Source organism: Mycobacterium yunnanensis (genome assembly GCF_025823185.1).
Taxonomy (GTDB): domain Bacteria; phylum Actinomycetota; class Actinomycetes; order Mycobacteriales; family Mycobacteriaceae; genus Mycobacterium; species Mycobacterium yunnanensis.
The window spans coordinates 309,220-322,583 of the sequence record NZ_JACKVK010000009.1 but is presented as its reverse complement, the minus strand read 5'-3'; the positions used below and the strand labels follow the sequence as shown (position 1 = coordinate 322,583).

The 13,364-nt window shown below is 67.5% G+C and carries 14 protein-coding genes; 10 read left to right on the top strand and 4 right to left on the bottom strand.

Annotated elements, in window-relative coordinates; translation table 11 throughout:
- The first annotated feature begins 16 nt into the window (after positions 1-16).
- Positions 17-403 (top strand): nuclear transport factor 2 family protein, encoded by a 387-nt coding sequence (locus H7K45_RS18545; RefSeq protein WP_263997359.1) that lies wholly within the window; start codon positions 17-19, stop codon positions 401-403.
- Here H7K45_RS18545 and H7K45_RS18540 read toward each other — a convergent pair.
- Positions 369-2,729, bottom strand: coding sequence for a putative bifunctional diguanylate cyclase/phosphodiesterase (locus tag H7K45_RS18540; RefSeq protein ID WP_263997358.1), 2,361 nt, complete (start codon positions 2,727-2,729; stop codon positions 369-371). The genes H7K45_RS18545 and H7K45_RS18540 overlap by 35 nt on opposite strands.
- A gap of 135 nt (positions 2,730-2,864) precedes the next feature.
- Between H7K45_RS18540 and H7K45_RS18535 the strand changes: the two genes are divergently transcribed.
- On the top strand, positions 2,865-3,356 hold the full coding sequence (locus H7K45_RS18535; protein ID WP_263997357.1) for a metallophosphoesterase family protein: 492 nt from the start codon (positions 2,865-2,867) through the stop codon (positions 3,354-3,356).
- 42 nt (positions 3,357-3,398) lie between these two features.
- A complete protein-coding gene (locus tag H7K45_RS18530) occupies positions 3,399-5,276 on the top strand; it encodes an alkyl/aryl-sulfatase (RefSeq protein WP_263997356.1) in 1,878 nt (625 codons plus the stop codon).
- 3 nt (positions 5,277-5,279) lie between these two features.
- Here H7K45_RS18530 and H7K45_RS18525 read toward each other — a convergent pair whose 3' ends face one another.
- Positions 5,280-6,041, bottom strand: coding sequence for an SDR family NAD(P)-dependent oxidoreductase (locus H7K45_RS18525; protein WP_263997355.1), 762 nt, complete (start codon positions 6,039-6,041; stop codon positions 5,280-5,282).
- A gap of 39 nt (positions 6,042-6,080) precedes the next feature.
- Here H7K45_RS18525 and H7K45_RS18520 point away from each other — a divergent pair, with 39 nt between their 5' ends.
- Together H7K45_RS18520 and H7K45_RS18515 are read left to right on the top strand one after the other, a co-directional pair.
- The gene (locus tag H7K45_RS18520; protein WP_263997354.1) at positions 6,081-6,680 is read left to right on the top strand and encodes a histidine phosphatase family protein; all 600 of its coding nucleotides are present in this window, start codon (positions 6,081-6,083) and stop codon (positions 6,678-6,680) included.
- Between the two features lie 9 nt (positions 6,681-6,689).
- Positions 6,690-7,748, top strand: a complete 1,059-nt coding sequence (locus H7K45_RS18515) for a phosphotransferase family protein (protein ID WP_263997353.1) — start codon at positions 6,690-6,692, stop codon at positions 7,746-7,748.
- On the opposite strand, the gene H7K45_RS18510 is transcribed toward H7K45_RS18515, so the two are convergent.
- Complete coding sequence (locus H7K45_RS18510; RefSeq protein ID WP_263997352.1) at positions 7,741-8,115, bottom strand: LapA family protein; 375 nt, start codon at positions 8,113-8,115, stop codon at positions 7,741-7,743. The genes H7K45_RS18515 and H7K45_RS18510 overlap by 8 nt on opposite strands.
- Before the next feature lie 174 nt (positions 8,116-8,289).
- Between H7K45_RS18510 and H7K45_RS18505 the strand changes: the two genes are divergently transcribed.
- The 5 genes from H7K45_RS18505 to H7K45_RS18485 are packed head-to-tail and all read left to right on the top strand — an operon-like array spanning position 8,290 to position 12,381.
- Positions 8,290-9,222: an ABC transporter substrate-binding protein gene (locus H7K45_RS18505; RefSeq protein ID WP_263997351.1), complete on the top strand. Its 933-nt coding sequence runs from the start codon at positions 8,290-8,292 to the stop codon at positions 9,220-9,222.
- A gap of 16 nt (positions 9,223-9,238) precedes the next feature.
- Positions 9,239-10,339 (top strand): ABC transporter ATP-binding protein, encoded by a 1,101-nt coding sequence (locus H7K45_RS18500; protein ID WP_263997350.1) that lies wholly within the window; start codon positions 9,239-9,241, stop codon positions 10,337-10,339.
- Positions 10,340-10,999, top strand: a complete 660-nt coding sequence (locus H7K45_RS18495) for an ABC transporter permease (RefSeq protein ID WP_263997349.1) — start codon at positions 10,340-10,342, stop codon at positions 10,997-10,999.
- The gene (locus H7K45_RS18490) at positions 10,996-11,775 is read left to right on the top strand and encodes an ABC transporter permease (protein WP_263997348.1); all 780 of its coding nucleotides are present in this window, start codon (positions 10,996-10,998) and stop codon (positions 11,773-11,775) included. The genes H7K45_RS18495 and H7K45_RS18490 overlap by 4 nt, the downstream gene beginning before the upstream one ends.
- A 3-nt stretch (positions 11,776-11,778) precedes the next feature.
- Positions 11,779-12,381 carry a putative glycolipid-binding domain-containing protein gene (locus H7K45_RS18485; RefSeq protein ID WP_263997347.1) on the top strand — a complete coding sequence of 201 codons (603 nt, stop codon included), beginning with the start codon at positions 11,779-11,781 and terminating at the stop codon, positions 12,379-12,381.
- On the opposite strand, the gene H7K45_RS18480 is transcribed toward H7K45_RS18485, so the two are convergent.
- Positions 12,344-13,288: a prephenate dehydrogenase gene (locus H7K45_RS18480; protein ID WP_263997555.1), complete on the bottom strand. Its 945-nt coding sequence runs from the start codon at positions 13,286-13,288 to the stop codon at positions 12,344-12,346. The genes H7K45_RS18485 and H7K45_RS18480 overlap by 38 nt on opposite strands.
- Positions 13,289-13,364: the final 76 nt, after the last annotated feature.

Below are 13,364 nucleotides of genomic sequence, written 5' to 3'. Positions count from 1 at the left end.
CTGCGAAGATCGAGCCATGACGTCTTCCGTGATCGAACGTTGGCATCGGTTCATCGACGGCGGGCACGATCCGGCCGTGCTCGACGCCTTACTCGACGACTCGGCGGTGTTCTACTCACCGGCGGTGTTCACTCCCCAGGAGGGTCGGCAGAAGACCGCGGCCTATCTGACGGCAGCAGCGAAGATGTTCGGCGACACCAACTTCCACTACGTCGAGGAATGGGTGGGGGAGCGCTCGGCAGTGCTGGAGTTCGCCGCCACCGTCGACGGCGTCTACGTCAACGGCGTCGATCTCATCAGCTGGAACGACGACGAGCGCATCGTGTCCTTCAAGGTGATGATGCGGCCATTCAAGGGGCTGACGACGATCATGCCCAAGATGGCCGAGTTGCTGTCGTCGTAGCCACCACGTCGGCCGGCGCGACCGGGCCCCTGCCGAGCTTGATGGCCTGCGCGGTCACCGGCCGGCTGAAGAAGTGGCCCTGAGCGATACCGCAGCCGTAGGTCTTGAGCCGTTCGGCGGTCGCCCTGTCCTCGACGCCCTCGGCCACGCACTCCAGCCCGAACTCGTTGGCCAGGTGAACCACGGACAAGACGATGGACGCCGCGCGCTCGTCATGCAGAATCGGCTTGACGAACTGCCGGTCGAGCTTGAGCTCGTCGACCTGAAGCTCGTGGAGATACGTCATTGCGGCATAACCGCTTCCGAAGTCGTCGATCGCGACACGCACTCCGGCGTCGCGCATGTGGTCCAGCACCGTCCTGGCTCGCGAGACGCTGGACACCAGCACGTCCTCGGTGATCTCGACGGTGAGCATCCGAGGCGACAGGCCACGACCGGCCAGCGCCGCCAGCACGCGAGCCGGAAGATCCTCGTCGTCCAGCGAGGGTGCCGAGACGTTCACCGACACCGGCATGGCCATTCCCGCCTCGCACCAGCCGGCGGCGTCGGTCAGCGCTCGGTCGAGGACGAAGTCGGTGAGGGGCTCCATCAACCCGTTCTCGCGGACCAGCTGCAAGAAGTCGGCGGGTTCCAACAACCCGAACCGCGGATGCGGCCAACGGATCAAGGCCTCGACCCCGACGGCCGACCACGTCGCGAGGTCGACCTTCGGTTGGTAGACCAGGCTGAGCTCGCCTTCCTCCACCGCCCGCCGCAAGTCCGCGACGAACTCGATCCGGGCGACACCGTGGTGGCGCCCCGTCCGTTGCCGGTGACTCGGCAGATCCAACTCGGTGGCGTCCTGTCGCATGTCGGGAGTGAAGCTGCGCGTCCCGGCGTGGGCTCGCTTGGCCGAGTACATCGCCAAGTCTGCTCGCTTGAACAGTTCTTCGGCGCCGACGTTGGTCTCGGCGGTGGCCGTCGCCAGTCCGACGCTCACCCGTACGTCGACCTCTCGACCGTCGATCACGAAGGGTTCGTTCATCGACTGCACGATGCGCTCGGCAATCTGATCGGCGACCGCGGGCGCGTCTTCGACGAGGATCGCGAACTCGTCGCCGCCCAGCCGGGCGACGGTGTCCCCTGGACGCACGACGGACTGGATGCGTCGTCCCACGCTGCGGAGTAACTCGTCGCCGGCGGAGTGGCCGAGGCTGTCGTTCACCAGCTTGAAGTCGTCGAGGTCGGCGACGAGCACGCCCACCGCCGCGCCGGTGCGGCCGCGAAGGTCGATCGAATGCGCCAGCCGATCGTTGAAGAGCGTCCTGTTGGCCAGCTCGGTCAGCGGGTCGAGCAGGGCCATCTCGGCGACCGCGGTGAGCAGGCGACGGTTCTCGGCCAGCAGAAGGAACTGGCGGACCAGTGCCGCGCACGCGAGGACGGCGCCCGCGCCGAAGACCGGTGTCAGCACGGGGTCGGAGGACCACAGGTGCGTATCTGCGATCGCGACCGCGAAGGCGAACGGCACGGGAAGGTAGGGCAGCCACAGGGAGCGGGCCGGCGGGGTGTGTCGCAGCGGCTCGACCGGCGGCGGTGGCGTCGCGGGCGTGCACAGCGCGGCGACGCCGATCAAGTACATGCCGGTCGCCCACCCCACGACGATCACGTTGCTGAACGACAGGGCGCCGGCGCTGACGAAGATGAAGGCGGTATCGGTGGTGCCGATGACCACGAACGCCGCGGCGACGAGCGACATCACCAATCGCCGCCCAGGACGCGCTCTGGCGAGCAGTAGCAGGGCCATGGTCACGACGGCGGTGTCGGCGACGGGGTACGCAATCGACAACGCGAAGGCCGCTCCCGTCACGCCGCCAGCGGTCAGTAGCTCGCTGAGGACCACCACCCAGAGCACTACGAAGAGCGACGTGCCTGCGATGACACCGTCGAGGAGGATTCGGAGTCCGATGCGTCCGTGTCGGCTCGTCGGCACGAACACGGCCGCCAGCCAGGCCCCGACCGGAAGTGCGAGGAAGCCGAAGTCCGCGATGGAGCCGTAGTGTGGCATCTGTTGCTCGACCAGGCCGAAGTAGGCCCAGTAGAGGGTGCCTAGAACCCATCCCAGACAGCCGACCGCCATCGAAAGCCAGGCAAGGCGCTGCCGTGCCGACGTTCGGCGCACGGCTAGGACGGTGCACGCGAGGGCGAACGACGCCGCCACGAGCTCGCCGATCTGCGTGACGAACGTCGTGGCGCGCGGCTCGAGTTCGGCAAACTGGAGACAAACGAAGAAGATGACGAGGGCAACCGTCGCCGAACAGATTGCCGTGCGCTTCGATCGCGTCGTCATCAGGCTCCCAAACCCGGCGCCCAGGTTGCCGACCCGTCCGCGGCAACCACCCCGGCGTAGAGCCTACGTTGTCCAGTTAACGAAAATCCAGCAATCGACTGACTTCGTCTGTCGGATTGCCACTACGGTGGAGACGTGAAGCTGCTGCTGATCGCCGACACCCATCTGCCCAAGCGAGCCAAGGACCTCCCTTCGTCGGTGTGGGATCACGTGAACAGCGCAGACGTCGTGTTGCATGCGGGCGACTGGGTCGTGCCAGATTTGCTCGACGAACTCGAGACCAAGGCCAACCGAGTGGTCGGCTGCTGGGGCAACAACGACGGCGAGGAGTTACGGCAACGTTTACCCGAGCGCGCCGACGTCGAACTCGAGGGCGTGCGGTTCGCTGTCGTCCACGAGACGGGTGCCTCGGCGGGTCGCGACGAGCGGATGGCCCGGCTCTACCCCGACGTCGACGTGTTGGTGTTCGGACACAGCCACATCCCGTGGGATGCCACCGCGAGCACCGGCCTGCGACTGCTCAACCCCGGCTCGCCGACCGATCGGCGACGGCAACCCTTCTGCACGTACATGACCGCCACGGTGCACGACGGGGTGCTGTCGGACGTGACACTGCATCGCGTGTGAATTTCACCTCCGTCGCCATCGGGTGATGGCAGGGTCTTCGGCATGGAACAGAAGCCGCCCACCGCCGTCATCGAGACGGCTCACGCCGAGCACCTGAGCGGACTTCCGTTCGCCGACACCAGAGATTTCGCCGACGCCGACCGCGGCTTCGTCGCGGCGCTCGAACCGTGCGTGGTCAAGGCCGCCGACGGGCGGGTGGTCTGGGACAACGACGTCTACTCCTTCCTCACCGGGGATGCGCCGACGTCGGTGCACCCCAGCCTGTGGCGGCAGTCGACGCTGGCGGCCAAGCAGGGGCTCTACGAGGTGGTCCCTGGCGTCTATCAAGTCCGCGGCCTCGACTTGTCCAACGTGAGCTTCATCGAGGGCGACACCGGCGTCATCGTGATCGACCCGCTGGTGTCCACCGAGACCGCGGCGGCCGCCATCGGTCTGTACCGGGCGCACCGCGGGGATCGCCCGGTCACCGCCGTCATCTACACCCACAGCCACGTCGACCACTTCGGCGGCGTGCTGGGGGTGACGACGCAGGCCGACGTCGACGCCGGGCGGGTGGAGGTCATCGCACCGGCCGGCTTCATCGAGCATGCGGTCCAGGAGAACGTGTACGCCGGTACGGCGATGACGCGCCGCGCGGCCTACATGTACGGCACCGTGCTGGCCCGAGGGCCTCGAGGGCAGGTCGGGTGCGGTCTTGGGCAGACGCCGTCCACCGGTGAGGTGGCCGTCATCGTGCCGACCGTCGACGTCGCCGCGACCGGGGAGACGCGCGTCGTCGACGGGGTCGAGATCGAATTCCAGATGGCGCCCGGCACCGAGGCCCCGGCGGAGATGCACTTCTACTTCCCGCGGTACCGGGCGTTGTGCATGGCCGAGAACGCCACCCACAACCTGCACAACCTGCTGACGTTGCGCGGTGCGCTGGTTCGCGATCCACATGCCTGGTCGGGTTATCTGACCGAGGCCATCGACACCTTCGCCGGCCGAACCGACGTCGTGTTCGCCTCGCACCACTGGCCGACCTGGGGTGAGGAGCGCATCGTCGAATTCCTCTCTCTCCAAAGGGATTTGTACGCCTACCTGCATGATCAAACGTTGCGGCTGCTGAACCAGGGCCACACGGGCGTCGAGATCGCCGAGACGTTTCAGATGCCGCCCGCGCTGAACGAGGCGTGGCACACCCACGGGTATTACGGCTCGGTCAGCCACAACGTGAAGGCGGTCTACCAGCGGTACATGGGATGGTTCGACGGCAACCCGGCGCGGTTGTGGCAGCATCCGCCCGAGTCGATCGCGCCGCGTTATGTGGCGGCGATGGGTGGCGTCGACCGCGTGGTCGAGATCGCCCAGGCGGCGTTCGATGAGGGTGACTACCGTTGGGCTGCAACACTACTGGACCACGTCGTCTTCACCGACGAGGGCAATGCGGGTGCCAAGAGCTTGTACGCCGACACGTTGGAGCAATTGGCCTACGGCGCGGAGAACGCCACGTGGCGCAACTTCTTCCTCGCCGGCGCCACCGAACTGCGCGACGGCAACTTCGGCACCCCGACGCAGACGACGTCGCTGTCGCTGTTGTCGCAGCTGACGCCGGAGCAGATGTTCGACAGCTTCGCCATCAGCGTCAACGGGCCCAAGGCCTGGGGATTGAACCTCGCACTCGACGTCACCTTCGGAGACGTGGGCGTCAACTACCGCTTGACGTTGCGCAACGGGGTGTTGGTGTATCGCAAGACCTCTGCCGACCCGGAGTCGGCCACGGCGACCGTCACGGTCGTGAACAAGCTGCGGCTGTTGACCTTTGCCACCGGTGACGCCGACTCGCCTGGGCTTCAGATCACCGGTGACGCGTCGGCGATGGCCGCACTGCTCGAGGTGCTCGATCGACCGGATCCCAACTTCGCCATCGTCACGCCCTAGCGGCTACGGGAGGCCACCGTCGACCCGCAGGATCGACCCGGTGGTGAAGCTCGACGCGTCGGAAGCGAGATACAGTGCTGCGCCGATGATTTCGCGGGGTACGCCAGCCCGGCGCATGGCCAGGTCGGCGAACGGGGCGTCCGTGCCGTCGAGGTCCCAGGACGCGCTCACGTCGGTGAGGAACGGTCCGGCCATCAGCGTGTTCACCCGAACGGCGGGGCCGTAGGCCTTCGCAAGCCCCTCGGTCAGTGCGTTGAGTCCCGCCTTGGCGGCCGCATACGGCAGCATCTCGGGGCTCGGCCGGATGGAGCCCACGGAGCTGACGTTGACGATCGACCCGCCTCCGGCGGCCACCATGCGTTCGCCGACGAGCGTCGAAAGCCGAAACGGCCCCTTGAGATTGAGGTTGACCACCGCGTCGAAGAGCTTCTCGCTGACCGAGGCGAGGGAGTCGTACAACGGCGACATGCCGGCGTTGTTGACCAGGACGTCGACCTTGCCGAATCGGTCGTAGGCGGCCTCGACGAGTCCGTCGAGCTGATCCCAGCGCCCGACGTGCACCTGGTAGGGCAGCGCCGTGCGGCCGGTCGACGCCGAGATCTCCTCCGCCGTCACCACGCAGGATTCGAGGTTGCGGCTGGCGATCACGACGTCGGCACCGCATTGGGCTGCGCCGAACGCCATCTCGCGACCCAACCCGCGACTGCCTCCGGTGACGAGCACCACCCGGTCGGTCAGGTCGAACAACTCGTCGGCATACCCCATGGCGCGTCTCCCACCGCTCGTCGGCCATATGGTGTCACGGTGCAACTGCTCCTGGTTCGACATGCGCTACCCCTCCGCAGCGAGGCCGGTCAGGGGTCGGACCCCGACCTGTCCCCTGACGGCGTCGAGCAGGCCACGCGGCTGCCCGACGCGCTCAAGCGGTTCCCGATCACCCGGCTGGTGAGCAGCCCGCAACGGCGCGCCCTGCAGACCGGGCAGCCGGTCGCCGAGGCCCTTGGACTGCCGATCGAGGTCGACGAACGTCTCGCCGAGTACGACTACGAGCTGTCGCACTACACGCCAATCGAGGAGGCCTCGGAGGAGGACGTCAAGCGTCTGATGAGCGGGCACCTCCCGGGCGACGTGGACGAGGACGCCTTCATCGCCAGGGTGCGGGCCGGCGTCGACGACGTGGTCGCGGCCGCCGGGCACGACGAGACGGTGGCGGTGTTCAGCCACGGTGGGGTCATCAACGCCGTGGTGCACACCGTGATGAGGACCGAACGGTTGCTGTGCGTTCAGGTCGACTACGCCGGGGTGACCCGCCTGCTGTCCTCGCGCAGCGGCACGCTGTCCGTGGCCGCCGTCAACGGGACCGAACACGTGTGGGATCTGCTGCCGCGAAACCTGCGGTGGTAGACAAGTCCGGTGACTTCGGTGAGCTTGGACGGCTTGGACCTCGGCGCGCTCGACGCGCACCTACGCGAGATCGGCGTTTCGCGGTCGGGTGACCTGCGCGGTGAGCTCATCGCCGGCGGCCGGTCCAATCTGACCTTCCTGGTCTTCGACGACGCCGCCAAGTGGGTTCTGCGACGCCCGCCGCTGCACGGTCTGACGCCGTCGGCGCACGACATGGCCCGCGAGTACAAGGTGGTGGCCGCCCTGGCGAACACCGCAGTGCCCGTGGCCCGAGCCGTCACGCTGGTCGACGACGACTCCGTGCTCGGGGCGCCGTTCCAGATGGTCGACTTCGTCCCCGGCCGGGTGATCCGCTACTCCGAAGAGCTGGCCGCGCTGGGGAACCAGAGTGCCATCGACGCGTGCGTCGACGCGCTCATCGCGGTGCTGGCCAACCTGCACGCCCTCGATCCGGAGGCCGTGGGGCTTGGCGACTTCGGCAAGCCCACCGGGTACCTCGAACGCCAGGTGCGGCGCTGGGGTGGTCAATGGGACCTGGTGCGTCTCGACGACGATCCCCGCGACGCCGACGTGAAGAGGTTGCACGCCGCGCTCGGTGAGGCCCTGCCGCCGCAGACCCGGAGCTCGATCGTCCACGGGGACTACCGCATCGACAACACGATGCTCGACGCGACGGACGCGACCACGGTGCGCGCCGTGCTCGACTGGGAGATGTCGACGCTGGGCGATCCCCTCAGCGACGCCGCTCTGATGTGCGTCTACCGCCACCCGATGTTCGACATGGTGCACGCGAACGCCGCCTGGTCGTCACCGCAGATTCCGTCGGCAGACCAACTGGCGCACAAGTATTCGGTCGCGGCCGGGGTGCCGCTGGACAACTGGAACTTCTACATGGCGTTGGCGTACTTCAAGCTCGCCATCATCGCGGCGGGGATCCAGTTCCGCGACCGGATGGGCAGCGGAGCCGCGAGCGGCGACCTTCAGCAGGGCTCGGAGTACGGCGAAAAGGTCGGCGAAGCCGTCGCCCCCTTGGTGGCGGCCGGCCTCAACGAGCTCGCAGCTACCTGAGGGCGGCCTTGTAGTTCTTCTTCGCCGCGCGGCGCAACTGCACGATGCGCACGATCCCGGCCAGCGTCGTCACCAGGCCGCCGAGCACGGCGGCGGCGAGCAACGCGACGCCGAGTTGCATGCTCCACGACCACCCAAGGAAGTGGAACGTGCCGGATGCCGTGTTCTGCGCGATGAAGATCAGCAGCACGATCAGCACCAGGAACCCGACGATGAGCGCCGACCACAGGGCGGCGGCCCTGGTGAAGTGCACGGCGTTCTCCGGGACGGGCTTGCCCGCCCCGGTGTCGACCGGTGCGGGCTCGACCGGATCAAGCGGGCCGGATCGGGTCGAATCGGCGGGCGGAAACTGCGGGTCGACGCTCATGGGTCCATCCTTGCCCCTTTCCGGCGAATTGAAAACAGCCGGATTGGGTAGAGGTGGATCGTCGCCAGCGAATCACCGCGCGCCAAAGCCGAGCAACATCGGCGTCGGCTGGCTATGGTCGCTCCAGGCCGGTGACGCCGAAAGGACGTTCATGTGAACCCCGTACGACGATCCATGCGCGCACGCACGCTCGCCGTAGCGGCGGCGGTGCTCGCCCTGGTGACAACCGCCTGCGGCAGCTCCAATCCCCTGGGCGGGGGTGAGGTATCGGGTGACCTGAAGTCCATCGCGGTGGGGTCGGCAGACTTCACCGAATCCAAGATCATCGCCGAGATCTACGCACAGGCGTTGCAGGCCAACGGTTTCGACATCCGGCGCCAATTCGGCATCGGCAGTCGCGAGACCTACGTGCCGGCGGTCAAGGACCACTCGATCGACCTGATCCCGGAGTACACCGGCAACCTCCTGCAGTACTTCGACAAGAACACCAAGGCAACGGATCCGCAGTCGGTCGAGTTGGCGCTCTACCGCGCCCTGCCCGGTGATCTGTCCATCCTCACGCCGTCGCCGGCGAGCGATCAGGACACCGTCGCGGTCACCAGGGCCACGGCGCAGAAGTGGAACCTGAAGACGATCGGCGATTTGGCCGCCCACTCGGCCGAGGTGAAATTCGGTGGGCCGTCGGAGTTCCAGACCCGCGCCGAGGGACTGCCCGGGCTCAAGGCCAAGTACGGGCTCGACATCGCCCCCGCCAACTTCGTCTCCATCAGCGACGGCGGCGGGCCGGCCACGGTACGCGCGCTGGTCGACGGCACCGTCACGGCTGCCGACATCTTCAGCACCTCGCAGGCGATACCCCAGAACGACCTGGTGGTCCTGGAGGATCCGAAGAACAACTTCCTCGCCGCCAACGTCGTCCCACTCGTCGCCTCGCAGAAGATGTCCGATCAGCTCAAGACGGTGCTGGACGCCGTGTCGGCCAAGTTGTCGACGCAGGCGCTGATCGAGATGAACACCGCCACGTCGGGCAACAGCGGCGTCGACCCCGACGAGGCCGCGCGCAAGTGGGTACAGGACAACGGGTTCGACAAGCCGATCACCGGATGACACAGCGGAGGACTCGATGATCACCTTCGACGGTGTGACGAAGAAGTACCCGGACGGCACCGTGGCCGTCGACGATCTGACCCTCGACGTCCCCGAGGGCACGCTCGCGGTGTTCGTCGGTCCGTCGGGCTGTGGCAAGACCACCTCGATGCGGATGATCAACCGGATGATCGAACCCACCTCGGGCGTACTGAGCGTCGACGGCAAGGACGTCACCAAGGTCGACGCGGTCAAATTGCGGCTCGGCATCGGCTACGTCATCCAGAGTGCCGGCTTGATGCCACACCTGCGCGTGGTGGACAACGTCGCGACGGTCCCGGTGCTGAAGGGCGAGTCACGGCGCTCGGCACGCAAGGCGGCCCTCGGCGTGCTCGAGCGGGTGGGTCTGGACCCCAAGCTCGCCGACCGGTACCCGGCCCAACTCTCGGGTGGGCAGCAGCAGCGTGTCGGGGTGGCCAGGGCGCTCGCCGCCGATCCGCCGATCCTGTTGATGGACGAGCCGTTCAGCGCCGTCGACCCGGTGGTGCGGGAGGAGTTGCAGGTCGAGATTCTGAGGTTGCAAAGCGAATTGCGCAAGACCATCGTCTTCGTCACCCATGACATCGACGAGGCGCTCAAGCTCGGCGAGAAGGTCGCCGTGTTCGGGCGCGGCGGCAAGCTGCAGCAGTACGATGCGCCGCGCCGTTTGTTGTCCAACCCGGCCAACGACTTCGTCGCCGGATTCATCGGCGCCGATCGCGGATACCGGGGGTTGCAGTTCACGCCGGGCACGGGTTTGCCCCTGCATGACGTGCGCACGGTCAGCGAGGCCGCCGTCGACGCCCTCGACCTTGGTCCGGACGAGTGGGCTCTGGTGACGCACCCCGACGGTTCCCCCTACGCCTGGATCGACGTCAACGGCGTCGGTCTGCATCGGCAGGGAAAGTCGTTGTACGACAGCACGATCGCGGGTGGTTCGCTGCTGGTCCCCAACGGCACCATGCGCCTGGCGCTCGACGCCGCGCTGTCGTCGCCGTCGGGTCTTGGCGTCGTCGTCGACGCCCGGCAGCAGGTCATCGGTGGGGTCAAGGCCGACGATGTGATCGCGGCGATCAAGGGCAAGAAGGGATCCACCTAGGTGCGGTATCTCTTCACACACCTTGGCGACGCCTGGGATCTGACGCTGATTCACCTCTGGCTGTCGCTGCTGCCGCTCGTCCTCGGATTGGTCATCGCGGTGCCGCTGGGGGCCCTGATTCAGCGGACGACGGTGCTACGCCGGTTCACCACCGTCATCGCCAGCATCATCTTCACGATCCCGTCGCTCGCCCTTTTCGTGGTGTTGCCGTTGGTGATTCCGACCCGGATCCTCGACCAGGCCAACGTGATCGTGGCGTTGACGCTCTACACCGTTGCCTTGCTAGTGCGCGCCGTCCCCGAGGCACTCGACGCCGTGCCGCCCGCGGTGCTGGACGCCGCGACTGCCGTCGGATACAAACCGCTGACCAGAATCGTGAAGGTCGAACTGCCGCTGGCGATTCCGGTCCTCGCCGCCAGTTTGCGCGTCGTCGCGGTAACCAACATCTCGATGGTGTCGGTGGGCTCGGTGATCGGCATCGGCGGTCTCGGGACGTGGTTCACGGAGGGGTACCAGGCCGACAAGAGCGATCAGATCATCGCCGGCATCGTGGCCATCTTCGTCCTGGCGATCGTCGTCGACACCCTCATCATGGTCGCCGGCAAGTTTGCGACGCCGTGGGTGCGGTCGGCCAAGAAGGTCAAGGCGGGTGCCCGATGAACTTCCTGCAGCAGGCGCTGTCCTTCATCTTCACCGCCGCCAACTGGGGTGGGCCCGCGGGTCTGACGGTGCGCATCCTCGAGCACCTGGAATACACCGGCGTGGCACTGTTCTTCTCGGCGCTCATCGCGATTCCCGTCGGGATGATCATCGGACACACCGGCCGCGGCACCTTCTTCGTCGTCGGTGGCGTGAACGCACTGCGGGCACTGCCCACCCTCGGCGTCTTGCTGCTGGGCGTGCTCCTGTGGGGTCTGAACCTGATCCCGGCCACGGTGGCCCTGATGCTGCTCGGCATCCCGCCGATACTCGCGGGCACCTACTCCGGCATCGCCAACGTGGACCGGGCCGTGGTGGACGCCGCCCGGTCGATGGGGATGACCGAGTCAAGGGTGCTGCTGCGCGTCGAGCTACCCAATGCGCTGCCCCTGATCCTGGGCGGCGTACGCACCGCCACGCTGCAGATCGTCGCCACCGCCACGGTTGCCGCCTACGCCAGCCTGGGCGGCCTCGGCCGGTATCTCATCGACGGCATCAAGGTGCGGCAGTTCTACTTGGCCCTGGTGGGCGCGCTCGTCGTGACGGTGCTCGCGCTCATCTTGGACGCCGTACTGGCCTTCGCGGTGTGGCTCTCCGAGCCGGGAACCGACCGGTTCCGGAGGATGCCGCAGCCGTTCCTCGGCGACGAGGTCGCACTCGAAGCGGCCTCTACGTCACGATCTGATGGGCTTTCGCGAGGAGACCACGAACCACGGGGGCCGTCGCCTACGGTGTAGGGCATGAGTGAAGTAGTCCGCTCTGAATCACAGGACACCTGGCCGGCAGTTCTGACGTGGCGCGCACAGGACGTGCCCCGGATGGAGTCCGTGCGGGTGCAGCTCTCGGGCAACCGCATCAAGGCCTACGGGCGGATCGTGGCTGCCGCCACCGAAGTGCACCCGGCATTCAGCGCGTCATACGACCTGGTCACCGACGACAGTGGCGCCACCAAACGGCTGTCGCTGACCGTCACCTTGGCCGAGCGCGAACGCCAGCTCAACATCGCCCGCGACGTCGAGAACATGTGGCTCGTGCAGGACAAGCAGAACCAGGCCACCCGGGAACCCTTCGGCGGCGCACTCGACGTCGACGTGATCTACAGCCCGTTCTTCAACGCGCTGCCGATCCGGCGGACCGGGCTGTACCAGCAGGCGGAGTCCGTCTCGTTGCCCGTCGTCTACGTCCGGCTGCCCGAGCTCACCGTGGAGACGGTGACCATCGACTACGCGAGTAAGACGGCCGGTGGCGGCATCGACCTGAAGTCGCCGGTCGCCGAGACCACCGTCACCGTCGACGACGAGGGCTTCATCCTCGACTACCCCGGACTCGCAGAGCGGATCTGATCACGGCCCCGGCCCGGCCTGCGGCCGCGAGCGACTCGCGCCAGCCCTCCTCGCCGATCGAGGTGGTCAAGATCTGCGGGCGGTCGAAGCGGTCGTAGCGCGTCCTGGCGGCGTGGCCCGACTCGACGAGTTCGGCGACCGAGCCGTCGGCGGCCAACCGGTCGCGGGCGCGTGTCAGCAGCGCGATGACGTCGTCGAGTGCCGACCCCAGCGGGCCTGCGTTGGCCTCGCACATCGCGCGCACCAGGTCGGGGGCGGTGGCAGCCACCCGGGTGCCGTCGCGGAAGGAACCGGCGGCCAGCGAGAACGCCAGCGGTACGTCGGCCGCAGTCGTTGCCAGGGTCTCGGCCAGCAGGTGTGGCAGGTGCGAGATGGCGGCCGCGGCGTCGTCGTGCTGGTCGGACCGGGCCGGCACGACGAAGCTGCCGCAGTCCAGCGCCAAGTGCATGACGTCGGCCCAGACGTGCTCGTCGACGTGGTCGTCGACGCTGAGCACCCACGGCGCGTCGGCGAACAGGGTGGCCTCACCCGCGGCCCAGCCGGAATGGGCGGTCCCGGTCATGGGGTGCCCTCCGACGAAGCGGTCGAGCAGACCATGGTCACGAACGGCTTGCAGGACGGCGACTTTGACACTCGTGACGTCGGTCAGTGGGCAGTCCGGCGCCGTCGCCGCGACGTGCTGCAGCATTCCCGGCAACGCGGGCATCGGCACGGCGAGGACGATCAAGGCGTGGGTGGCTGCCGCCCGCTCCAGCACCTCGGTCAGGTCGGTGGAGGCGTCGAATCCGTCGTCGCGGGCGCCGCGGACACCGTCGACCGAACGGTTGTAGCCGAAGACGTCGCGGCCGGCGGCGGTGGCTGCCCGCATCAGCGATCCGCCGATCAACCCGAGGCCCACCACGCACACCGGGCGTCTGTTCGTCACCACGGGTCAAGGTTGACATACCGCCGGCTGGCCTCGCCGTCGGGCGTGATCGTGATGG